Origin of the sequence: Delftia tsuruhatensis, from assembly GCF_903815225.1 — a bacterium.
Classification (GTDB): domain Bacteria; phylum Pseudomonadota; class Gammaproteobacteria; order Burkholderiales; family Burkholderiaceae_C; genus Comamonas; species Comamonas tsuruhatensis_A.
In genome coordinates this window covers 1,220,270-1,243,162 of sequence record NZ_LR813084.1, presented here as the reverse complement: position 1 = coordinate 1,243,162, position 22,893 = coordinate 1,220,270, and the positions used below count along the sequence as shown (strand labels likewise).

Genomic DNA, 22,893 nt, shown 5'->3' with positions numbered 1-22,893 from the left:
TTCTTCAAAACCGCCCGCATGCCGCCTGAAGCCGGTGGCCCGCTGTTGTCCCGATGGCCTGCATGCTCGCCACCTGGGCCTGATAGGCCTGCCAGCCGCCCAGCAGCCAGTACACGGGCACTGCGTCAGGCCGGTGGCCCAAAGAGGCCTGTTGCATTGCCAACCGGGCACGCAACTCAGGCTCCGTCGAAGCGTCGGCTATGACCACCAAGGCCCGGGATGCGGAGACTCCTGGCTGGTCGCCGCGTGCCTTGCGGCTGGCCAGAGCGTTTAACTGGATGGCCAGATCGTGTGTGGCGACCAGCCGGTGCGTTTGTTGTTCATCAACGGGTGACTGCACAACAGGCGACGCATCCAAGGCCTTGCTGAGGGACAGCACCGTCCATTCAATGCCTTGTCCCAGGCTGGCGATCCAGTCGCTGGCGGACAGGTCCTGCAGCTTGGCCAGTGCCGTGGGATGCAGGGCCACCACCGCGCCGCCCAGCAAGGCCTTCACACGGCCAAAGCCCTGGCTGCGCAATTGCCGGCATGCGGCGTCAAGGTCCGCATGGTCCAACCCGGTGCCCAGCAGGATGACTTCCTCCTGCATCAGAAAGCGCTTGCCTTGCAGCTCCGGCAAATCCATCTGCATGGCCTGCGTGACGGGCAATGCGCGTCGGTGCTGCGCCGGCCGCACGTCAACGAGCATGGCCGCCTGCGCGCCAGGGGTAACAAGGCGCTGCCGCCACTCGGCCGGGCTCATCCAGCAGGAAGAAGTCAACGCCAGAGGTGGCGCCTGACGGGGCCACGTCACAGGGGACTTGGCGGCGCTCGCGTCTCGTATGGCATGTGCGTCTGCCCGACAGGACTGCGACTCAGCACCGGTCTGCGCCTGCAATGGCGCAGCCGCCAGGACGGCTGTGCACACCGCCAGTGCATGCGCTAGGCCAGCGCCCGGAAGACGGAGCAGCTTCATGCATCCATCCCCGCACCTGCACGGGCGGCGCGCCGGCGCTTGTGCTGCAGGCGGGCGCCCAAAGCCATGAGAGCGGACAACAGCGCCAGGCCCGCTGCCTCCAGCCCAGGAACCGCCGTCAACTGATCCTCAGGCAAGGGCCCGGACTGAATGACGGGGCCGCCCGGGTCCTTGATGACGCCATTGGCCTGCAGGTCGTCGTCGCCCAACAGGCCATCGGTGATGGTGTAGCTGATGCGGTTGCCGTTGATCGACAGGTTCCTGGGCGCGTACCAGATGCTGCGGCCCCGTGAATGGGGGGTGGGCCCGTACTTCAGGTAACTGCTGATGCCGAACAGGTTGGGCCACTCGGTGGTGACCGTGACCGTGCTGCCGACGTCGCAACCGGTGAGTTCGTAGTCGAACACGCCATGCGGGAAGAGCAGCACGTTGAACAGCGGCAGCCAGCCTTCGGGCTTGCGTACAGCCGTCTTGTCCGGGTTGAAGCGGCAGTTGGCGCCGCCCCCCGTCACCGAGGCTTTCAGCGTGCCGGAGCCGCTGGGTGTGGGCAGGGTCACATCCTTGCCGCCCACAGGCGCGGCCTGGTTTTGCAGGGATACGCGCAAGGCTTCGCCCGCACCGGCCGCCGTCACGCGCATCTCGAATGCGCCGGCCAGTCCATTGGCGCGAAGAGCGGGCGACGCGGCAACGCCTGCCGCATCGGTGGCGGCCTGCGCTGCGAGCGTGCCGCCATCAAACACGGCGCTCGCTCCGCTGTCCGGCAGCGCAAAGACCACGGCGTGGCCGGCCACGGCGGCGCCCTGCGCATCGGTGACCTTGACACGTATGGGTGCCGCATAGGCCGTCCCCACGGTGGCCGTCTGCCCATCCCCTGTCAGCTTGACGATGCGCAGCACGGGCGCCGTGCCATCCAGGTTGGCCAGCGTGAAGCGCACGCCGCCGGGCAAGGACTCGACGCCGGCGGATACGGTGAAGCTACCCGCAGCGCCAGTGGCCGTCAGCACCGGGCTGCGTGCCAGGCCCTGTGCGTCGGTGAGCACGCGCGCCTGGCGGCTGCCGCCGGCAAAGCGTGCGGAGGCCCCGCTGGCGGGCGCGTCGAACGTGACCTCCTGCCCTGCCACCGGGTTGCCACCAGCCGTCTGCAGGCGCACCTGCAGCGGCAGCGCAAACGGCTGCTCCAGCCTGGCGGACTGCAGGTCGCCGGACACGATGGAAAGCGTCCAATCCCGCGCGGGTTCCTCCTGCCACTGGGCGGCGACCAGGCCTATCCACTGCGCCAGCGATTGCAGAGCCACATTCCGGGTGCCGTGGGATGGCAGCGCCCTCAACAGGGGCTGGGCTTGCACCAGGGCCGAAAGGGCCTGGGCCGGCTTTTGCTGCTCCATGGCGATCCTGGCCTGGCCCAGCAATGCCTCGACGGCCTGCCGCTGGTCTGCCGTGGCCTGCGCCAGCGCAGCCACTGCGGCCCGGGTGTTGGCGGCGGCTTGAGGTTCTGCGATGACGGCGACCGGCTGCGACCAGCTGTCCACCAGCGATTTGTCGCCGGATTTGCGCAACTGCGTCTCGACCGTGGTGGCCAGCGAGGTGCCTGGCAGGTTCAACCAGGCCTGCACACGCAGCTCGGCCTGGGAAGCAGGCTCCAGGGACCACCTGACCTGATCACCATCGACCACTGCCTGCGGCGAGGACGAGCGCAGCTTCATGCCGCTGGCCAGGGTCATGGCTTGCTCCAGCGCAATGGCTTGCGTGCTGCGGTTGGCGATGCTGGTTCTGACGCGCACGGCGGATTGCGCCAGCATGGGCTCGGACACAGGCGGGACCAAAGCACTGAAGCGGGTCTTGGTCCAGTCTTTCCACGAAGCCGCAACCGCGCTTTGCACCAGGGCATCGAAGCCGATCACCAGCACCTGGCCCTTGCCGTGGGCCACGCCCAACGCAGCGGTCTGCCCTGTGCCATAGCGGGCCAGTTCCGAGCCAGCGCCCTCGTTCTGCAACGCCCAGGCCTGGCCTTGCAGGGCCAGCGCTGCATCGCCCAGGCGCACAGCGCCCCCAGCAGGCAGTGGCTGGCCTGAACGGCTGCCGCCCCAGACGTCGGCCAGGGTGTCCGGCAATGCGCCCGGTGCGCCATCGATGACCAGCGAGGCACCGCGGTAGACGGCGGCCCGCACTTCCTCCATCTGGGAAGCGGCCAGGTCATCCACCGATCCATGGAGCCAGAGCGCACTGAAGTCACCGGCACGCAAGGCCTTGCGGAGTTCACCTGGCGTGACCGCCAACTGCACCGTGCCATCGGCCTGCGCCAGCAGATCCTCCAGGGCCTGGCGCTTGGCGTCCGTGCAAGCGGTATCGGTGCCGCATGCGGCATAGGCCAACACACGCAGGCCCTGATCCAGAGTCTGCGAGGCGGCTACGGAGGCCTCCTGCTCGGTTCGCAGCAGGGTACTGGCCACGTTGTTGCCGGTGACGGAGTCGCGGGTGGCCGCGCCGATCCGCACGGCCAGCAGGAACTCCCTGGCGTCGGCGCTTGCTTCAGGACGTACCTGCAGCACCAGTGTCGCAGCTGAGTCCTTGGCCAGATCGCCCAGGTTCCAGCGGCCCTGCGCATAGCTGCCGGTCGCCGCCGAATGGCTGGCGATCTCCAGCCCTTGCGGCAGGTCCACATGGACCACGGTGCCGGCCGCCAGGGCCGGGCCGGCATTGCGTGCCGCGATGGTGACGGTGGAGGTACCGCCACGCGCGATGGAGGCGGGCGCCGCGGCCAAGGTGACGCCGACGTCGGCCAGAGGCTCCGGCTCAGGACCGATGGCCGTGGCCGAACGCTTTGCGAAAAGATATCCGGTCGCCGCCGTGCCCGAAGTCAGGGCGATGCCCGAGATCCGCCCCGGCGCGGACTGGCCGCCCGCAGTACCCGCAAGGGCTGCGCCATCGACCAATCCTTCGCTGACGGCCGCCAAAAGCGCATAGCTGCCCGGTAGCAGTCCATCGAAGCGGAACTGGCCCCGGGCGTCCGTATGCGCCGTGGCCAGCACCGACTCCCCGGTGCCGGTGCGTGTGCCGGTGAGCTTGATTTCAAGCACGGGGATGCCGGGTTCGCCGGCATCGCGCAGGCCGTTGGCATTGCGATCATCGAATGCCGTGCCGGCAATGCTGGCCTGCGCCTCGCCGGCCGCCAGGCCGATGGTGTAGTGGCCCGTGGTGTCCACGTCGAAGAGATGCAGGTAGTAGCTCCAGCCCAGGTCCTCATTGCGCTCACGGGAGAGCCAGATGTTCTCGGCAGGAAGGGGATAGCCATCGGAGCGGACCACCTGATGGGGCTGCCGGGCGCCCTTGAAAGGGTCGGGCACGCGCGCATAGGCCATGCCGTTGGCGACAGGGTTGAACTGCAGGCTTGCCGTTGCGCCGGAGGGTTTGAATTGCGCGGAACGGCTTTGATCGCTGACCTCGGTATCCACGCCATCGGATTCATAGACGCGCAAGACATCGCCATCCTTGGCCAGGAAATCATGGATCTTGTCCCGCCCTGGCAGATCCACACGCACATCACGGATCAGCTCATGGGTGTTGACACTCCTGATCAGGGAGGTCAACGCCCCGCCCAGAGAGTCCGCATGGGTGAATCCGGCCGTGAATTCGACAAATTTTCCGGCAAGGCTGGAAACCATGTTCCAACGGCCGTTTCTGGACGATCCCGGCGCGATGTCTCCAAAGTCGAGCAACAGGCTTTTGCCCGCCGGTGCGTCATCGACATAGCCGCTCAGAATCTGGAAATTGACAAGAAGCCCCTGCCGGTTTTCGACAATCCGGGGCTGGGCGGTATCTATCCGGGTCTTGTACGAGGTGCCTGCGCCACTGTTCCTGATGCGCACGCCCAGTGTGAAGGGGTCGGAAGGTTCCACCTCGGCGGTGAAGGCATCGTCGCCGGGGACATCACGGGGCAGGAAATAGTCCAGCACCAGTTCCGGCTGGGGCCGCACGACGATGGATTCCGGCGCCACGTCCACGGTATCGGTCTTGCCATCCAGGGTGTAGGTGACCCTGGCGCCTATGTAGTAGATCTCTCCCTGGGGATTGCGGCCGCCCGAGCCGGCGGCCGGAATGATCAGCCAGCGGACATTGGCCACGGCCTTGGGGGCGATCGTGCCACCAGCCAGCGAGCCGATGCCCTCCATGCCGTCCGTGCGATAGAAGAAACGGGCGCCCGTGGCTGCGGAGTCGGTGGTGGCCTGCACCACATTGTTGTTCGCATCCAGGAATTGCAGCGTGATGCTGACGTTTTCCAGCTTCTGGTCCGAAAGTCCATTCGTGATCACCATCCTGGCATCGAATGCCTGGCGCTCCAGGGAAAGCTTTTGCTCGATGACGATACGGACTTCGGCGCATACCGCGTCGGCGGCCTGTGCAAAGGCCATGCCCATGGAGCCACCAATGGCCAACACCATGCAGACCAGCAACGCCATCCATCCGGACACGCGCTTTCCCATGCCTTTCCAGCTCATAGGCCCTCCGACTCCCTTTATTCATTGGGATGGCATTCTATTGAATACATCTATCGGCATCAAACCCATTCACCAACCAATCAGGCAGCAGAAATAGGACTGGTCCTATTTTTCAAGAGCCATTGCTCCCTGGAGCCCCCTCTTTGAATTTGTCTGGCATTCACTGGAAAATAGGACGATTCTGATTCGGTGCTTCTGTGGCCTGCCACGCAACGCCGGCTTGACTGAAAGCCGGGACCTCCCGTATCCAGGGAGATCCACCCCATCCGCGCCCACCTGCGGCATCGTTCCCCCGCAGCCCCGTGCTCAACTTGCCGCACAATGAGGCCTGTACTCCCGCACAGAACACCACATTTCATGAAACGCACCTGGCTGCTGTTTTCGCAGGTGGTCACCATCCTGGTGGCCGCCTATTTCGTCGTCGCCACACTGCAACCCGACTGGCTGCGCCGCGGCGCCGTGCGCAGCAACGCCGGCATTGCGCTGCTGGAGGCGCCCCCCACGCCCATCGGGGAAGTCAACCCCGGCAGCTTCGCCCCGGCGGCCAAGAAGGCGGCGCCCGCCGTGGTGAGCATCAACACCAGCAAGGCAGTGCGCCATCCGCGCAGCAATGACCCATGGTTCCAGTTCTTCTTTGGCGACCAGGGCACGCAGGAGCAGGCCGGACTGGGCAGCGGCGTGATCATCAGCCCGGACGGCTACATCCTGACCAACAACCATGTGGTGGAAGGCGCCGACGACATCGAGGTCACGCTGACCGACAGCCGCCAGGCCAAGGCGCAGGTCATCGGCACCGACCCCGAGACCGATCTGGCCGTGCTCAAGATCGCACTGGACAAGCTTCCCGTCATCGTGCTGGGCAATTCCGACCAGGTCGCCGTGGGCGACCGCGTGCTGGCCATCGGCAACCCCTTCGGCGTGGGGCAGACCGTGACCAGCGGCATCATCAGCGCCCTGGGCCGCAGCCAGCTGGGCATCAATACCTTCGAGAACTTCATCCAGACGGACGCCGCCATCAACCCCGGAAATTCGGGCGGCGCGCTGGTGGACGCCAACGGCAATCTGCTGGGCATCAACACGGCGATCTACTCGCGCTCGGGAGGCAGCATGGGCATCGGCTTTGCGATCCCCGTGTCCACCGCCAAGCTGGTGCTGGACGGCATCGTCAAGGACGGACGCGTGGTGCGCGGCTGGATCGGCGTGGAGCCCAACGAGCTGTCGCCCGAACTGGCCGAGACCTTCGGCGTGAAGGCGGATTCCGGCGTGATCATCACCGGCGTGCTGCAGGCAGGTCCGGCGGCCCAGGCCGGCATGCGCCCGGGCGACGTCATCGTGCAGGTCGGCGACAAGCCCATCCGCAATGTGTCCGAGCTGCTGACGGCCGTGGCCGCCCTCAAGCCCGGGGAGGCATCGAAGTTCGAGGTACGCCGTGGCGACGGCCCCGTGGAGCTGCATATCACCCCGGGCCTGCGCCCGGCGCAATCGTCGCAGCGCATGCAGCGCCGCTGAGCGGCACCGGCCCTTCCCGCGAAAGCGCCTGTCCTCAGGCGCTTTCGTTTTGGAAACACCGCAGCTACAGCCGCTGAAGGCGCTGCGCCGCGCGCCACCGGCCGCCAGGCGGCACGAGGACGGGCGCATCGATGGCGGCGGCTTCCACGCACAGCATCTGCCGCCATGCCTGCGCCGGCATGTCGGCCAGGCGGGCGCACAGCTCGGGCCCGGGGTTCCAGACCACCGTCTCGCTCCATGCGGCATCCTGCGAGATGCGCAGGCGACGGCCCGTCGCCATCAGATCCATGCCCTGCACGGGCCGTGGGTAGACGCGGTCCAGCTCGGCGCCGAATGCCACATCGCCCTGCTGCGTGGGATGGGTGTCGGCCACGGCATCCCAGTAGCGCAGACCATGCAGTCCCCGCAGCCGGCATTCCTGCACATCGGCCACGCGCAGGTAGCTGTGCAACGCCGCGGTGAAGGACAGCGGCGCCTCCCCCTGGTTGTGTACCCACAGTTCCACATCGGCACGACCGGGCATGAGCGTCAGCTCCAGCCAGGCCTCGAAGGCATGCGGCCAGACGGCTCGCGTCTGCGGCGTGTCGACGAGCTTCAGGCGCAGAACAAGGCCATCGCCCTCCAGGGACTTCACCTGCGATGCATCGCCCTGCCAGGCCAGCGTGCGCGCAAACCCGTGCTTGGCCAGCGGGCCGCGCTGGTTGAACTGGGGAAAACAGACCGGTATGCCGCCGCGGATGGGGGTCTTGCCATCATGGACCGCCTGCGGACTCAAGAACAGTTGCTCCTCGCCCCGCACCTGCCAGGACAGCAGTTGCGCGCCCTGGAGCACGATCAGGGCCGTGTCGCCGCATTCCAGCACCAGCCGGATGGCCGGCAGACCCTGCCAGGTCGTGGCAAGTGCGCCAGGAGCATCGGGAGCTTGCGCTGCCGCATGTAAAGCTGCGCCAGCCGGAAAGGAAGATGTAACTTTCATGCTTGAATATAGCCTCTCCCCGCACTGCCCCGTCCACCATGCAACGTCCCCCCGCTCCCTCCGCCCTTGTCTTGCGCCTGGGCATGCTCGCACTGACCGCCTCGCTGGCCGCCTGCGGAGGCGGTGGCGGAGGTGACAGCAATGCAGGTGGCGGAGACGGCGGTGCTGGCGGCGGCCAGCCCGGAGTCAGCACGGTCACCGTGCAATGGACCGCGCCTTCAGCAGGACAGGTGGTGACCGCGGGGACGCCCCTGTCCCTGAGTGCGCGGGTCCAGGCCGATGGCGCCAACGTCGCAGACGCAACCGTGGTGAGCTTCAATGCGGCCACGGGCATCAGCACCTCGGCGCTGACCAGCGCCGGCGTGGCGACCGCCGCGCTCACCGGCGCGGTGCCCGGACGCCAGCAGGTGCAGGCCAGCGCCACCGTGGCCGGCCGCACGGGCACGGCCACGCAGACCTTCTACCTGCGCCCTGCGCCTGCGCCGCTGCGGGTGCTGGTGCCCACGTATTTCTACCCCACCGGCGCGGGAGCCACGGCCTGGAATGCGCTGACGGCCAGCGCACAGGCGAATCCGACCGTGCAGATGACGGCCATCCTGAATCCGGCCAATGGCATTTTCACGGGCCCGGATGCGAACATCACGCGCGCCGCCACCGCCTTTGCCAACGCGGGCGGCCAGTTGGTGGGCTACGTGAGTTCCAGCTATGGCACGGGCACGCGATCGCTGGCCAGCATCCAGGCCAATATCGACAACTATTTCACGCACTACGGCGCGGGCCTGGTCAAGGGCTTCTTCATTGACGAGATGGCGGCCACCACCAACCGGCTGGACTTCTATCGCACCATCTACCAGTACATCAAGGCCAAGAATCCCAACCTGATCGTGATCGGCAACCCTGGCCTCGTGCCCGTGGCCGGCTATGCCGATGTGGCCGATGTACTGACCACGTTCGAGGGCAAGGGCTCCAGCTATGCCGCCTACGATCCGCGCACGACGAGTTTTGACTGGCTGTACGGGCTGCCCAACAGCCACCAGGCCTCGCTGGTGCACAACGTGTCGGGCTGCGCGGCCATGCAGACGGCCGTGCAGTCGGCCGCCTCGGCCCGCTACCAGGCGGGATGGATCTATGTGACCCAGCTGGAGTTCGAGCCCAGCACTGGCGTGGGCAACCCCTGGGCCGGGCTGCCGAACTACTGGGATGCCTTTGTGCAGACCGTGCGCGCCAACAATGCCGGGCAGGCCCTGCCCGCCTGCTCGTAAATAACGCCTGAATCCCTGGCGCTGAATGCAGCGCGGGCGCCTGTGAAGCACAGGCGCCCGCGGATGCTGGAAAGGCGCAGGCCGTTCAGGCCGTGAGTTCGTCGGCGCGGGCCTGCGCCATGGCGAAATCCAGATCGCCCGAGTAGATGGCACGCCCGCAGATCACGCCCTCGATGCCTTCGTTCTCGACCTTGCACAGGGCCTCGATATCGGCCATGCCCGACAGGCCACCCGAGGCGATGACGGGGATCTTCAGCGACTGCGCGAGCTTGACGGTGGCATCGATGTTGATGCCCGTGAGCATGCCGTCGCGGCCGATGTCGGTGTAGATGATGGACTCCACGCCCCAGTCCTCGAAGCGCTTGGCCACGGAGTGCACGTCCTGCCCCGTGAGCTTGCTCCAGCCGTCGATGGCGACCTTGCCGTCCTTGGCATCCAGGCCCACGATGACATGGCCCGCGAAAGCACTGCAGGCATCCTGCAGGAAACCCGGGTTCTTCACCGCGGCCGTGCCGATGATCACGTACTCGATGCCGGCGTCGATGTATTTTTCGATGGTGTCCAGGTCGCGGATGCCACCGCCGAGCTGCACCGGGATCTCGCCATCGACCTCCTTGAGGATGGCCTTGATGGCGGCCAGGTTCTTGGGCTGGCCCGCAAACGCGCCATTGAGGTCGACCAGGTGCAGGCGGCGTGCGCCGGCATCGAGCCAGCGGCGTGCGATGATGGCCGGATCTTCGCCGAACGTGGTCGACTGGTCCATATCACCCTGGATGAGGCGTACGCAATGGCCGTCCTTGAGGTCGATGGCGGGAATGAGCAGCATGATGGTTTGCGAGCAATGAAGGCCTGGGTTTCAGCGGCCGTTGCGGTGGGAGGGAAAGGGGTTCAAGGCTTCCAGCCCAGGAAATTGCGGAACAGCGCAAGGCCCTGGTCCGCGCTCTTTTCCGGATGGAACTGGGTGGCGAAAATATTATCGCGTGCGACGGCGCACGCAAAGCGCCCGCCGTAGTCGGTCTCAGCCGCGCAATGCTGCGGCAATTGCACCACGGCGTAGAAGCTGTGCACGAAGTAGTAGAAGCTGTCTTCGGGAATTCCGCGCCACAGCGCATGGACCCGGCCTTCGTACGGCGTCTGGTGGACACGGTTCCAACCCATCTGCGGCACCTTGAAGCGGCTGCCGTCGGCCTGGGTACGCCCTTGCAGATCGAACTTGCGCACGTCGCCGGGGATCAGGCCCAGGCCGGCCACATCGCCTTCATCGCTGTGGTCCAGCAGCATCTGCATGCCCACGCAGACACCGAACAGCGGCTTGTTGGCGGCGGCATGCAGCACGGCCTCCTGAAGGCCCGAGTCGCGCAGTTCGCGCATGCAGTCGGGCATGGCGCCCTGGCCGGGCAGCACGATGCGGTTGGCGGCCAGCACCACATCGGGATCGGCGGTGACCACGACCTGCCAGCCGGAATCGGCGGCGGCCGTGCGCACGGCTTGTGAAACCGAGCGCAAGTTGCCCATGCCGTAATCGACGACGGCGACGGTGTTGTCAGTCAAACTCATAGCGTGTGGCGCGTGTTCGGTCGGATTTTCGGCTGGATTGCCCGGTCAGATCAAGTTTTGACCGAGGTCAATCGCTTCTCTTTAGAGAGCACCCTTGGTCGAAGGGATTACGCCGGCCATGCGCTCGTCATGCTCCAGCGCGAAGCGCAGGGCGCGCGCAAAGGCCTTGAAGATGGTTTCGCACTGATGGTGCGCGTTGAAGCCCTTGAGGTTGTCGATGTGCAGCGTCACGCCGGCATGGTTGACGAAACCCTGGAAGAACTCGTAGACCAGCTGGGTGTCGAGTTGGCCGATGCTGCCGGCTGTGAACTTCACCTCCATGTGCAGGCCTGGGCGGCCCGAGAAATCGATGACCACGCGGCTCAGGGCCTCGTCCAGCGGCACGTAGGCATGGCCGTAGCGGCGGATGCCCTTCTTGTCGCCGACGGCCTTGGCGAAGGCCTGGCCCAGCGTGATGCCGATGTCCTCGACCGTATGGTGTCCGTCGATGTGCAGGTCGCCCTCGCAGTCGATGTCGAGGTCAATCAGGCCGTGGCGAGCGATCTGGTCGAGCATGTGGTCCAGGAAGCCGATGCCCGAGCGCAGGCTGGCCTTGCCGGTGCCGTCGAGATTGATGCCCACCTTGATCCGGGTTTCGGCGGTGTTGCGCTGCACCTCGGCGGTGCGCGCGGCGACGGTGTTGCTCATAGGGATTCCTTCAGGGCCGCCAGCATCCGGGCGTTTTCTTCGTGGGTGCCCACGGTCAGGCGCAGGCAATTGGCCAGCAGCGGGTGCATGACCGAGACATTCTTCACCAGCACGCCCCGGGCCTTCATTTCGGACTGGGCATGCGCGGCATCGCGCACACGCAGCAGCACCATGTTGGCCTCGGAGGGCCAGACCTTGTCCACGCCGGGCAACGCGGCCAGGGCATCGATCAGAGGCTGGCGCTCGGCGCGGATGGCCACCGCCTGCTGCGCATAGAGGGATTCATGCTCCAGCGCGAAGATCGCCGTCTCGCAATTGAGCACGCTGATGTTGTAGGGTGGGCGCACCTTGTCGATCTCGCCGACGATGGCGGCCGGACCGATCAGGTAGCCAAGCCGGGCCCCAGCCAGGCCGAACTTGCTGAGCGTGCGCATCAGCAGCACATGGGCGTTGCGGGTCGGCTCGGCGCGCATGTTCTCGATCCAGCTGCGGCGGGCGAAGGGCTGGTAGGCCTCGTCCATGACGACCAGGCCGCCGATGGTGCCCACGGTGTCGATCACGGCCTGCACGTCCTCCTCGGCCCAGAGCGTGGCCGTGGGGTTGTTCGGATAGGCGATATAGGTGATGGCCGGACGATGCTCGGCGATGGCGGCCCGCATGGCCGGCACATCCAGCTCGAAGTCGGCCGTGAGGTCCACACCGACGAAGTCCAGGCCCTGCAGCCGGGCGCTCATGGGGTACATCACAAAGCCCGGCATGGGCGCCAGCATGGTGGCACGGCCCTCTGTGTGGGGCTGGGCACAGGCCAAGGCCAGCAGGGTGATGATTTCGTCGGAGCCATTGCCCAGCAGCACGGCGCTGCCCGAGGGGGCTCCGGCATAGCCTGCCAGCATCTGCTTGAGCACCTCCTGGCGTTCGCCGGGATAGCGGTTGATCTCCAGCTGTCCCAGCCGCTCGCCCAGCGTGGCCTGCAGTTCGGGCGGCAGCCGGAAAGGGTTCTCCATCGTGTCCATCTTGAGCAGGCCCTGCGAGGGCTGCACATGGTAGGCCTGCATCGCGCGCACATCGGCGCGGATGCGCTCCAGGGCCAGGGTCTGTACCTGCGGAATGGAAGCTGTCATGGCATGCACACTTTCACGAAACAGTGGGGAAGGAATCCATGGGGGTGGCCGTTCAGGCCTGCGTGGCCTGTGCCGGCGCTACCTGATGCAGCGGGTGCACCACGGTCACGCCACCGAACTGGGCGCCATGCGGCAGGTGCAGGGTCAGCATCTGCTCGCAGCCGCTATGCTGGGCGCATGCCACGGCCAGACAATCGCCAAAGGCCAGTTGGTGGCGCGACTGCACGGCCCAGGCTGTCTCCAGCGTGGCGGCGTCGGTCTTCCAGGGCGTCCAGGTCTGGTAGCGGCGAATGGCGGCGCGCGCATCGCCTTGCGGCAGCGGCCGGTCCGAGGTCGTGACCAGCTCGTAGAACTCGCACAGCGCCTGGCTGCCCGTGCGTCCGCTGCGCGTGCGCCACAGCAGGTCCAGCCATTGCAGCACGGCGGCATGCAAGGCGCCCTGCCCCGTGTCCTCGGCCGCGACCAGCACGGAGGTATCGACAAAGACGGTGTTCATGCCTGGCACTCGCGGCGCAACGCGGCCACGCGCTGCGCGGGCCGCACCTCGCCGCGATCCCAGCTGCGCTCATCGGTTCGCCAGGCCAGATAGGCCCGCTCGTAGGCGTCCTCGCGACGCTGCATCTCGGCCATGAAGTCGCCCACCATGCGCGAGACGCTGGTGCCTCGGCGCGCGGCCTCGATACGGGCCCATTCGAGCACACTGTCTTCAACGGTGATGGTGAGATTCTTCACAGGATGCAAGTCTACACGAATTTCGTGTTCCACAAAATTCGTGTCGATCGCGCAAACCACAGAACGGACAAGGCAATGAAAAAAGCGCCATCGCTTTTGGCGACGGCGCTGATGTCGAATCGCAGCAACTGCTTACTTCAACCGCATTTCCGCGGCACGCGCATGGCCCTGGAGACCCTCACCATGGGCCAGTACCGAGGCGATACGGCCCAGGGTCTGGGCACCAGCCTCGCTGACCTCGATGAGGCTGGATCGCTTCTGGAAGTCATAGACCCCCAGCGGCGAGGAAAAGCGCGCCGTGCCGCTGGTGGGCAGCACATGGTTGGGACCTGCACAGTAGTCGCCCAGGCTTTCGCTGGTGTAGGCCCCCAGGAAGATGGCTCCTGCATGGCGCAGCAGCGGCTCCCACTTGTGGGGATCGGTGCTGGAGACCTCCAGGTGTTCGGGCGCGATGCGGTTGCTGATGGCGCAGGCCTCCTGCATGTTGCGCGTGAGGATGAGAGCGCCACGATCGTTCAGGCTCTTGGCGATGATGGCGCGCCTCGGCATCTCGGGCAGCAGGCGGTCGATCTCCCGCTGCACGGCATCGATGTAGGTGACATCAGGACACAGCAGGATGCTTTGCGCCAGCTCGTCGTGCTCGGCCTGGCTGAACAGGTCCATGGCCACCCATTCGGGTGGGGTGCTGCCGTCGGCCAGCACGAGGATTTCGCTGGGGCCGGCGATCATGTCGATGCCCACGGTCCCGAACACGCGCTTCTTGGCGCTGGCCACATAGGCATTGCCGGGGCCGGTGATCTTGTCCACCTTGGGGATGGTGGCCGTGCCATAGGCCAGGGCCGCGACCGCCTGGGCACCGCCGATGGTGAAGCCGCGCGTGACGCCGGCCACATAGGCGGCGGCCAGCACCAGCGCGTTCTTCTCGCCGCGCGGCGTGGGCACGACCATGATGATTTCCTGCACGCCTGCCACATGGGCGGGAATGGCGTTCATCAGCACGCTGGAAGGGTAGGCCGCCTTGCCGCCAGGAACATAGATGCCCACGCGATCCAGCGGCGTGACCTTCTGGCCCAGCAGGGTGCCATCCTCGTCACGGTAGCTCCAGCTTTCACCGCTGGCGCGCTTTTGCGCCTCATGGTAGGTGCGCACGCGCCTGGCCGCGGCCGTCAGCGCCTCGCGCTGCTCATCGCCCAGGCTGTCGAAAGCCGCCTTGAGCTCGGCCTGCGCCAGCTCCAGCGAGGCCATGCCGCCCACCTGCAGTCCGTCAAAGCGCGCCGTGTACTCCAGAACGGCCACGTCGCCACGCTTTTGCACATCGGCCAGGATGTCTGCCACGCGTTGCTCGATGGCTGCATCCGTGTCCGCCGACCAATGCAGGCGCTGCGCAAAATCGTGCTCGAAATTGGCGTCCAGCGTGGACAGGCGGACAGGGGCGGCTTGGTATTCCATGGTGAAGGGGCTTCAGTCTTGGGGAATGGCCGATGCAAAGGCATCGATGATCTTGCGCAGGGGCGCCTGCTTGAGCTTGAGCGAGGCCTGGTTGACCACCAGGCGCGAGCTGATCTCCATGATGGGCTCCACCTCGATCAGATCATTGGCCTTGAGCGTGTTGCCCGTGGACACCAGGTCGACGATGGCATCGGCCATGCCCGTCAGCGGGGCCAGCTCCATGGAGCCATACAGCTTGACCATGTCCACGTGTACGCCCTTGGTCGCGAAGAAGTTGCGCGCGATCTCGGGATACTTGGTGGCGATGCGCAGCCGCGCGCCCTGCTTGACGGCCAGCGCATAGTCGAAACCGTTGCGCACGGCGACACTGACACGGCAGCGTGCGATCTTCAGGTCCAGGGGCTGGTACAGGCCCTGGCCACCGTGCTCGATCAGCGAGTCCAGGCCTGCGACGCCAAGATCGGCCCCGCCATACTGCACATAGACCGGCACGTCGGAGGCGCGCACCAGCACCACGCGCACGTCGCTCTGGTTGGTCTCGAAGATCAGCTTGCGCGACTTCTCGATGTCCTCGCTGACCGAGATGCCGGCGGCGGCCAGCAGCGGTACGGTTTCGTCGTAGATACGGCCCTTGGACAGGGCAATCGTGATGGTCATTGGGAAACTCTTTCGATATCGGCACCCAGGCCGCGCAGCTTGTCTTCCATGCGATCGTAGCCGCGGTCCAGATGATAGATGCGATCGACCAGGGTCTCGCCCCGGGCCACCAGGCCGGCGATGACGAGGCTGGCCGAAGCGCGCAGATCGGTGGCCATCACGGCTGCCCCCGACAGCGGCCGGCTGCCGGTGATGGTGGCCACGCGCCCGTCGGTGGTGATGCTGGCACCCAGGCGCAGCATCTCGTTGACGTGCATGAAGCGGTTCTCGAAGATGGTCTCCGTGACCATGCTGCTGCCCTCGGCCACCAGGTTCAGCGCCATGAACTGCGCCTGCATGTCCGTGGGAAAGCCCGGGTATTCGGTGGTGCGAAAGCTCTGCGCCTTGAGCTTGCCGCTGGCGCGCACGCGGATGCCCGCGTCCTCGGCGGACACTTCGGCGCCCGCGTCCTTGAGCTTGTCGATGACGGCGCCCAGGTGGTCGGCGCGGCCGTTGCGCAGCAGCGCCTCCCCTCCCGTGGCCGCCACGGCGCACAGAAAGGTGCCGGCCTCGATGCGGTCGGCCACGACCTCGTGCTCGCAGCCGCCCAGGCGCTCCACGCCCTGGACCACGATGCGGCTGCTGCCATGGCCTTCGATCTTCGCGCCCATCTTGATGAGCATGTCGGCCAGGTCACCGATTTCCGGCTCCATGGCAGCGTTCTCCAGCACGGTTTCGCCCTCGGCGAGCACCGCGGCCATCAGGAAATTCTCGGTGCCGGTCACCGTCACCATGTCGGTGGTGATGCGCGCGCCCTGCAGACGCCGGAGGCCCTCGGGCAGGCGCGCGTTCATGTAGCCGTTCTCGACGGTGATCTCGGCCCCCATCGCCTGCAGGCCCTTGATGTGCTGGTCCACGGGACGCGAGCCGATGGCGCAACCGCCCGGCAGCGACACGCGCGCCCGGCCGAAACGTGCGAGCAGCGGGCCCAGTGCCAGGACGGATGCGCGCATGGTCTTCACCAGCTCGTAGGGGGCCTCGGGATGGGACAGGGCCCCGGCGTCGATGCGCACGGTGCCATCGCCATCATGTTCGGCGCTGACACCCATGTTGCGGATCAGCTTGAGCATGGTGGCCACATCCTGCAGGCGCGGCACATTGTGCAGGGCGACAGGCTCGCACGACAGCAGCGCGGCGCACAGTTCGGGCAGGGCGGCGTTCTTGGCGCCGGAGACCGTCACCTCGCCATGCAGCGGGCGGCCCCCGCGAATCAGGAGTTTGTCCATGGCTGGCAGTCTTGAATCGATGGATCGGAAAAGAAGATGCCGCGCATGCCCTGATGGCCGGCTGCGGCAGAAAGTCTGGGCGCGGAAAAGACGGCGCAGGCAGGTGGCAGGCTCAGGCCCGACCGGCCTGCGCAGCCCATTCGGCGGGCGTATAGGTCTTCATGGACAGGGCATGCACCTCATCGGTATGCATGCGCTGTCCCAGCGTGGCGTAGACCAGGCGCTGGCGTTGCACCAGACGCTGGCCTTCGAAATGGGCGGAGACGATGGTGGCGAACCAGTGCCGTCCGTCGCCTTCGAGCGCAATGTGTTCACAAGGCAGGCCGGCGGCAATCAGTTCCTTGAGTTGGTCTGCAGTCATGGGGGAAGCTTTCCTGCCATGCATCGCGGCATGGCCCTGGGTGGCGGCGGCGCCGGGCGCCGACCGCCTGTTCATGAATCGTTTGGAAAATGCCGGCACAGTGCCAGCCGCAGCGTGCATGAGGCCTCAGCCGCGGATCTTGTAGCCCGTGCGCAGCAAGTGCACCGCCAGGGCACTCACCACCAGCCAGGCCGAACCGACGATGGCCAGGCTGATCCAGGGCGAGACATCGCTCTGCCCGAAGAAGCCGTAGCGGAAACCGTCGATCATGTAGAAAAACGGGTTCAGATGGCTGACTTTTTGCCAAAAGGGCGGCAAGGACTGGATGGAATAGAACACGCCCGACAGGAAGGTCATGGGCATGATCAGGAAGTTCTGGAAGGCCGCCATCTGGTCGAACTTGTCGGCCCACAGGCCGGCGATCACACCCAGCGTGCCCAGCAGCGCCGCGCCCAGCAGGCCGAAGACCAGGATCCACAGCGGCGCCGTGAACTCGGGGATGGCGAAGTACAGCGTGACGATGAACACGCCCACGCCCACCAGCAGGCCACGCAGCACCGAAGCACCCACATAGGCGCCGAACCAGGCCCAGTGCGACAGTGGCGTGAGCAGCACGAAGACCAGGGAACCCATGATCTTGCTCTGCACCAGGCTGGAGGAACTGTTGGCGAAAGCGTTCTGCAGCACGCTCATCATCACCAGGCCCGGGATCAGGAACGCCGTGTAGCTGATGCGGTCATAGACCAGCACCCGGCCTTCGAGCACATGGCCGAAGATCAGCAGGTAGAGCACGGCCGTGAGCACGGGCGCGGCCACGGTCTGGAAGCTGACCTTCCAGAAACGCAGCACTTCCTTCTTGAGCAGGGTCCGCCAGCCGTTCATGCCGAAGTCCCCTGCGAAGTCTGGCCTTGCTCGTTCATCACGTGGATGAAGACATCCTCCAGGTCGGCACGGCGGATTTCCACGTCCTCGGGAACCACCGCGCCCTCACGCAATGCGGCCAGCAGGCGCTCCACATCACTGGCGTCATGGGCCGGAATCTGCACGATGCGGCCCGTGACCCGGGCACGCTGCACAAGGGCCGGCGGCAAGACCGCATCCGTCTTGAACTGAAGCACGTTGGAGGATGCGGACTTGAGCAGATCGGACATGGTCGAGAGCTTGACGATGTTGCCCTGCTTGAGCATGGCCACGCGGCTGCATAGCGCCTCGGCCTCCTCCAGGTAATGGGTGGTGAGCAGCACGGTATGGCCTTCGCGGTTCAGGCGCGCGATGAAATGCCACAGCGTCTGGCGCAACTCCACGTCCACACCCGCCGTGGGCTCGTCGAGCACGATGATGGGCGGCTTGTGCACCAGCGCCTGGGCCACCAGCACACGGCGCTTCATGCCGCCGGACAGTTGGCGCATGTTGGAACTGGCCTTGTCGGCCAGCCCCAGGCTGTGCAGCAACTCGTCGATCCAGTCGTCATTGTTCCTGACGCCGAAGTAGCCGGACTGGAAGCGCAGCGCCTCGCGCACGTTGAAGAAGGGATCGAACACCAACTCCTGCGGCACGATGCCCAGCTTGCGCCTGGCGGCCGCATAGTCGGCATGCACGTCGCTGCCCTGCACCAGCACGCGCCCGCTGGTGGCGCGAGACAGGCCGGCCAGGATGCTGATCATCGTGGTCTTGCCTGCCCCATTGGGGCCGAGCAGACCGAAGAACTCGCCCTCCTCGATATCCAGGCTCACGTGGTTGAGCGCCTGAAAGGCCCCTTTCGGGGTCTGGTAGGTCTTGGAGATGGATTGGAATGAGACGGCAGACATGCGAGGCGCCATTCTAGGCCCTTGCCGCCAAACCTGCCCTGCGGGGTTCTTTGCGGCGCGTCGCGCTGGCGTCAGGCCTGCTGCACGGACAGCAGGCCATCGACGCCATACAGTGCCGCCATGGACTGCAGCCCCTGGGGCAGATCCACGACCACCAGCTGCTTGTCCACGGCCTGTGCCGTGCGGCGGCAGGCCAGCAGCACGGCCAGAGCGGCCGAATCGAAGACCTCCAGGCCGCCGGCATCGACCGGCACCCTGGCACCGTCGAAGCCCTGCACCTGAGGTTGCAGCTGCGAAAGGCAGCTGCGCGCCTGCCGATAGGTCAGTTCACGGGGAAGCCGCAACATGGGATGGCTGTAGGTCGTGGACACCCGCGCGATCAACCCTTGCCGGGCGGCGTGGCGGGCATCTTGCTGCGCGTGGCCAGGGTATCGATCAGGCCGTCGATGCCGCGGGCATTGATTTCCTGGCTGAACTGGTTGCGATAGGTCTCGACCAGCCACACACCCAGCACGTTGAGGTTGTAGATCTTCCAGCCATCGGCCGCCTTCTCCAGGCGGTAGTCCAGCTGCACCGGATCGCCACGGCCCAGCACCTCGGTGCGCACCAGCACGTCGGTGTCGCCGGCCGCCGCGCGCAGCGGCTTGACGTTGATGGTCTGGTTGCTGACCTGGGCCAGTGCGCCGGAGTAGGTGCGGATCAGCAAGGCCTTGAATTCCGTCTCCAGCCGCTGGCGCTGCTCGGGCGTGGCCTGGCGCCAGGCCGGCCCGACCGACGCCGAGGTCATGCGGCGGAAGTTCACATAGGGCATGACCTTGTCGTTGACCAGCGCATTGACCCTGGACACGTCGCCCTCCCGCAGGGACGGGTCCTTCTTGATGGTCTCCAGCACGTCGGTGGAGACACGCTTGACCAGCGCGTCGGGCGTTTCGTCGGCAGCGTGGGCCGGCAGCGCCGCCGCCCAGGTTCCCATGGCCAGCATGGCCGCGGCGGCGGCGGCATTCCAGGCACGTCGATTGATCATCAGTCTTCCTTTCCCGGCGGGGCCTCATGCTCCGACCTAGGTTGATATTGCACAATTTTGCGGTCGCGCCTTGTCAGGCACCGACCGTTTTTGATCTCTGGATGTTACGAACTGCCTACTTCGCGCTGTCTTCAGGTGGCAGCTTGCCCGCATCGTCGTCGTAGTCCTCGATACGGCCGTCATCGCCCGAGCTGTTGCCGCGCCGCAGGTTCAGGTAGACATCGCGTGTCAGGCTGTAGCGGTCGATGGCGACGGAATCCAGGGTGTCCGAGGCATTGAGCAGGCGCGCGCGCGTATCCACCAGGCGCAGCGCATACAGGCTGTTGCGCACCGGGATGTCGTTGACGGCCGTGATGGGGTTGCCCAGCCAGTCCACGGGAAGGGCTGCCGTGTCACGAACCGTCGACGGCCCCAGCAGGGGCAGCACCAGATAGGGCCCGGTGGGAACGCCCCAGCGGCCCAGGGTCTGGCCGAAGTCCTGCTTGTGGCGCGCGATGCCGGCTTCGCTGGCGATGTCGAACAAGCCGCCAATGCCGAAGACCGTATTCACCGAGAAACGCACCACGGAGTTGTAGGCTCCCTCGGCGCGCCCCTGCAACGCATTGTTCACGAACGACCAGATATCGCCCAGGTTGGAGAAGAAGTTGGTCACGCCATCGCGCGCCACGCTGGGCGTGACGTCGCGATAGACCGTGGCCACCGGCTTGAGCAAGGCACGGTCCACGCCATCGTTGAACGCGTACATGCTGCGGTTGAAGGACTCGTACGGGTCCAGGGGATTGCGGGCCGTGTCAGCGGTGGTGGCGCAGCCGGCCAGCAGCGCAGCCGTGGCCAGCGTGCCCAGCATCGCGGCGCGCTGCCAGGGGCGGCCCCGGGCCGCCATGTCATGGTGGTTGGTTGTCATTCTTTGCCTCCTGCCTCGGAGCTTCCACCTTGCTCGGCCTTGCCGTAGAGGAACTGTCCGATCAGATTTTCCAGCACCACGGCCGACTGGGTGGCGACCACGCGGTCACCGTCCTTGAGGTTGTGCTCGTCGGCGCCGGCCTCGATGCCGATGTACTGGTCGCCGAGCAGGCCGCTGGTCAGGATCTTCAGGGAGCTGTCCTTGGGGAAAGCGTAGCGCTTTTCCAGGGCCATGGTCACGCTGGCCTGAAAGACCTGGTCGTCGAAGGTGATGGATTCCACGCGCCCCACGACCACGCCGGCGCTGCGCACGGCGGCCTTGGGCTTGAGGCCGCCGATGTTGTCGAATCGCGCCGTCAGCGTATAGGTCTTCTGGAAGTTCAGGCTCAGCAGATTGGCCGACTGCAGCGCCAGGAACACCAGCGCCACGGCACCGATCAGCACGAACAGTCCGACCCAGACATCACTCTTGGATTGCTGCATGGTTTGTTTTTCCTTGTTTGCGAGAGGTGGTCCGGATCAGAGGCTGAACATCGTGGCCGTGAGCAGGAAGTCCAGCCCCAGCACGGCCAGCGAGGCCATCACCACCGTGCGCGTGGTCGCGCGGGAAACGCCTTCTGGCGTGGGCTTGGCCGCGTAGCCCTGCAGCAGCGCGATGAAAGTGACCGCCACACCGAACACCAGGCTCTTGATGACGCCGTTGCCCAGGTCATACCACCAGTCCACGCCGTTCTGCATCTGGCCCCAGAAGGCACCGCCATCGACACCGATCATGACCACGCCCACCAGCCAGCCGCCGATGACGCCGACGGCGCTGAAGACGGCCGCCAGCAGCGGCATGGCCACGAGGCCCGCCACGAAGCGCGGGGCCAGGATGCGGCGCACGGGATCCACGGCCATCATCTCCATGGCCGACAGCTGCTCACCGGCCTTCATGAGGCCGATCTCGGCCGTCAGCGCCGTGCCGGCACGGCCGGCGAACAGCAAGGCCGTGACCACGGGGCCCAGCTCGCGCACCAGCGACAGCGCCACCAGCAGGCCCAGGGCCTCGGCCGATCCATAGCGCTGCAGCGTGTAGTAGCCCTGCAGGCCCAGCACGAAGCCGACGAACAGGCCCGAGACGCCGATGATGGCCAGCGAATAGTTGCCCAGGAAATGGATCTGGTCGCCGATCAGGCGCGGGCGGCCCAGCGCCGGCCCCATGAGGGCGAGCAGGCGGCCGAACAGGCGGGTCCCCATTCCCAGCCGTGTCAGCTGGTGGCGCACTGCCGCGCCGATGCGGGCAGGATGCAGCGGCTTCATGCGTGCCTCCTGCCGAAATCCTCTTCGGCGCTCACGCCAGGGTAGTGGAAAGGCACGGGGCCGGTGGGACGCGCATGGATGAACTGCTGCACCAGCGGATCGGGATCGGCCCGCACCTGCTCGGGCGAACCCTGGGCGGCGACACCACCGTTGCCCAGGATGACCACATGATCGGCAACGCGGAAAGTCTCCTCCACATCGTGGGAGACCAGGATGGAGGTCAGGCCCATGGCGTCATTGAGCTCACGGATCAGCTGGGCCGCCGTGCCCAGGGAAATCGGGTCCAGGCCGGCGAAGGGCTCGTCGTACATGACCAGTTCCGGGTCCAGCGCGATGGCGCGCGCCAGCGCCACGCGCCTGGCCATGCCGCCCGAGATCTCGCTGGGCATGAGCTCGCGCGCCCCCCGCAGGCCCACGGCATGCAGCTTCATGAGCACGATGTCACGCACCAGCTCATCGGGAAGGTCGGTGTGCTCGCGCAGTGGAAAGGCCACGTTGTCGAACACGCTCATGTCCGTGAACAAGGCGCCGAACTGGAACAGCATGCCCATGCGCCGGCGCGCGGCATACAGTCCCGCGGCGTCCATGGCGCCGACATCCTTGCCATCGAACAGCACCTGCCCCTGCTGGGCTCGCTGCTGGCCGCCGACCAGGCGCAGCACCGTGGTCTTGCCGCCGCCCGAGGCTCCCATCAGGGCCGTGACCTTGCCGCGCGGCACCTGCAGCGACAGGTCGCGCAGGATCACGCGGTCGCCATAGCCGAAGGTGACGTTGCGCAACTCCACGAGAGAGGCTGGTGATGTCATGCTGGGATGCGTTCGAATGGGAG

Annotated in this window: 23 protein-coding genes; 2 read left to right on the top strand and 21 right to left on the bottom strand. The window is 66.3% G+C overall.

The window, feature by feature from the left end:
- Positions 1-4 precede the first annotated feature (4 nt).
- Both L1Z78_RS05605 and L1Z78_RS05600 read right to left on the bottom strand, forming a co-directional pair.
- Complete coding sequence (locus L1Z78_RS05605) at positions 5-688, bottom strand: hypothetical protein (RefSeq protein ID WP_234640569.1); 684 nt, start codon at positions 686-688, stop codon at positions 5-7.
- Positions 689-951: 263 nt separating this feature from the next.
- On the bottom strand, positions 952-5,451 hold the full coding sequence (locus L1Z78_RS05600) for a choice-of-anchor U domain-containing protein (protein WP_234640568.1): 4,500 nt from the start codon (positions 5,449-5,451) through the stop codon (positions 952-954).
- 357 nt (positions 5,452-5,808) lie between these two features.
- Here L1Z78_RS05600 and L1Z78_RS05595 point away from each other — a divergent pair, with 357 nt between their 5' ends.
- Entirely contained in the window at positions 5,809-6,960 is a 1,152-nt protein-coding gene (locus L1Z78_RS05595; RefSeq protein WP_234640567.1) for a S1C family serine protease, read from the top strand.
- Positions 6,961-7,024: 64 nt separating this feature from the next.
- Here the strand turns inward: L1Z78_RS05595 and L1Z78_RS05590 are convergent, their stop codons facing one another.
- Positions 7,025-7,936 (bottom strand): D-hexose-6-phosphate mutarotase, encoded by a 912-nt coding sequence (locus L1Z78_RS05590; RefSeq protein WP_234640566.1) that lies wholly within the window; start codon positions 7,934-7,936, stop codon positions 7,025-7,027.
- Between the two features lie 83 nt (positions 7,937-8,019).
- Here L1Z78_RS05590 and L1Z78_RS05585 point away from each other — a divergent pair, with 83 nt between their 5' ends.
- Positions 8,020-9,198 carry a spherulation-specific family 4 protein gene (locus tag L1Z78_RS05585; RefSeq protein WP_234640565.1) on the top strand — a complete coding sequence of 393 codons (1,179 nt, stop codon included), beginning with the start codon at positions 8,020-8,022 and terminating at the stop codon, positions 9,196-9,198.
- Positions 9,199-9,283: 85 nt separating this feature from the next.
- Here L1Z78_RS05585 and hisA read toward each other — a convergent pair whose 3' ends face one another.
- The 18 genes from hisA to L1Z78_RS05495 all read right to left on the bottom strand — a co-directional run bounded on the left by hisA (position 9,284) and on the right by L1Z78_RS05495 (position 22,870).
- A complete protein-coding gene (hisA, locus tag L1Z78_RS05580; RefSeq protein WP_234640564.1) occupies positions 9,284-10,024 on the bottom strand; it encodes a 1-(5-phosphoribosyl)-5-[(5-phosphoribosylamino)methylideneamino]imidazole-4-carboxamide isomerase in 741 nt (246 codons plus the stop codon).
- 62 nt (positions 10,025-10,086) lie between these two features.
- Positions 10,087-10,755, bottom strand: coding sequence for an imidazole glycerol phosphate synthase subunit HisH (gene hisH, locus L1Z78_RS05575; RefSeq protein WP_234640563.1), 669 nt, complete (start codon positions 10,753-10,755; stop codon positions 10,087-10,089).
- A gap of 81 nt (positions 10,756-10,836) precedes the next feature.
- Entirely contained in the window at positions 10,837-11,442 is a 606-nt protein-coding gene (hisB, locus tag L1Z78_RS05570) for an imidazoleglycerol-phosphate dehydratase HisB (RefSeq protein ID WP_234640562.1), read from the bottom strand.
- Positions 11,439-12,563: a histidinol-phosphate transaminase gene (gene hisC / locus L1Z78_RS05565; RefSeq protein ID WP_234640561.1), complete on the bottom strand. Its 1,125-nt coding sequence runs from the start codon at positions 12,561-12,563 to the stop codon at positions 11,439-11,441. The genes hisB and hisC overlap by 4 nt, the downstream gene beginning before the upstream one ends.
- A gap of 52 nt (positions 12,564-12,615) precedes the next feature.
- Positions 12,616-13,059, bottom strand: coding sequence for a PIN domain-containing protein (locus tag L1Z78_RS05560; RefSeq protein WP_234640560.1), 444 nt, complete (start codon positions 13,057-13,059; stop codon positions 12,616-12,618).
- The gene (locus L1Z78_RS05555; protein WP_234640559.1) at positions 13,056-13,295 is read right to left on the bottom strand and encodes a DUF6364 family protein; all 240 of its coding nucleotides are present in this window, start codon (positions 13,293-13,295) and stop codon (positions 13,056-13,058) included. Before L1Z78_RS05555 ends, L1Z78_RS05560 begins: the two co-directional genes overlap by 4 nt.
- Before the next feature lie 132 nt (positions 13,296-13,427).
- Complete coding sequence (gene hisD, locus L1Z78_RS05550) at positions 13,428-14,744, bottom strand: histidinol dehydrogenase (RefSeq protein ID WP_234640558.1); 1,317 nt, start codon at positions 14,742-14,744, stop codon at positions 13,428-13,430.
- A 12-nt stretch (positions 14,745-14,756) separates the two neighbouring features.
- Positions 14,757-15,401, bottom strand: coding sequence for an ATP phosphoribosyltransferase (hisG, locus tag L1Z78_RS05545; RefSeq protein ID WP_234640557.1), 645 nt, complete (start codon positions 15,399-15,401; stop codon positions 14,757-14,759).
- Entirely contained in the window at positions 15,398-16,666 is a 1,269-nt protein-coding gene (gene murA, locus L1Z78_RS05540) for a UDP-N-acetylglucosamine 1-carboxyvinyltransferase (RefSeq protein ID WP_234640556.1), read from the bottom strand. Before murA ends, hisG begins: the two co-directional genes overlap by 4 nt.
- A 112-nt stretch (positions 16,667-16,778) precedes the next feature.
- The gene (locus L1Z78_RS05535) at positions 16,779-17,027 is read right to left on the bottom strand and encodes a BolA family protein (RefSeq protein WP_234640555.1); all 249 of its coding nucleotides are present in this window, start codon (positions 17,025-17,027) and stop codon (positions 16,779-16,781) included.
- A 126-nt stretch (positions 17,028-17,153) separates the two neighbouring features.
- Positions 17,154-17,909, bottom strand: a complete 756-nt coding sequence (locus L1Z78_RS05530) for an ABC transporter permease (protein WP_234640554.1) — start codon at positions 17,907-17,909, stop codon at positions 17,154-17,156.
- Positions 17,906-18,835: an ABC transporter ATP-binding protein gene (locus L1Z78_RS05525; RefSeq protein ID WP_234640553.1), complete on the bottom strand. Its 930-nt coding sequence runs from the start codon at positions 18,833-18,835 to the stop codon at positions 17,906-17,908. Before L1Z78_RS05525 ends, L1Z78_RS05530 begins: the two co-directional genes overlap by 4 nt.
- Positions 18,836-18,906: 71 nt before the next feature.
- Positions 18,907-19,182, bottom strand: coding sequence for an STAS domain-containing protein (locus tag L1Z78_RS05520; protein WP_234640552.1), 276 nt, complete (start codon positions 19,180-19,182; stop codon positions 18,907-18,909).
- A 32-nt stretch (positions 19,183-19,214) separates the two neighbouring features.
- Positions 19,215-19,859 carry an MlaC/ttg2D family ABC transporter substrate-binding protein gene (locus L1Z78_RS05515; RefSeq protein WP_234640551.1) on the bottom strand — a complete coding sequence of 215 codons (645 nt, stop codon included), beginning with the start codon at positions 19,857-19,859 and terminating at the stop codon, positions 19,215-19,217.
- Between the two features lie 115 nt (positions 19,860-19,974).
- Complete coding sequence (locus L1Z78_RS05510; RefSeq protein WP_234640550.1) at positions 19,975-20,763, bottom strand: VacJ family lipoprotein; 789 nt, start codon at positions 20,761-20,763, stop codon at positions 19,975-19,977.
- Entirely contained in the window at positions 20,760-21,245 is a 486-nt protein-coding gene (gene mlaD / locus L1Z78_RS05505) for an outer membrane lipid asymmetry maintenance protein MlaD (RefSeq protein WP_234640549.1), read from the bottom strand. The genes L1Z78_RS05510 and mlaD overlap by 4 nt, the downstream gene beginning before the upstream one ends.
- 36 nt (positions 21,246-21,281) lie before the next feature.
- Entirely contained in the window at positions 21,282-22,064 is a 783-nt protein-coding gene (mlaE, locus tag L1Z78_RS05500; protein ID WP_234640548.1) for a lipid asymmetry maintenance ABC transporter permease subunit MlaE, read from the bottom strand.
- The gene (locus tag L1Z78_RS05495; protein ID WP_234640547.1) at positions 22,061-22,870 is read right to left on the bottom strand and encodes an ABC transporter ATP-binding protein; all 810 of its coding nucleotides are present in this window, start codon (positions 22,868-22,870) and stop codon (positions 22,061-22,063) included. The genes mlaE and L1Z78_RS05495 overlap by 4 nt, the downstream gene beginning before the upstream one ends.
- Between the last annotated feature and the right edge of the window lie 23 nt (positions 22,871-22,893).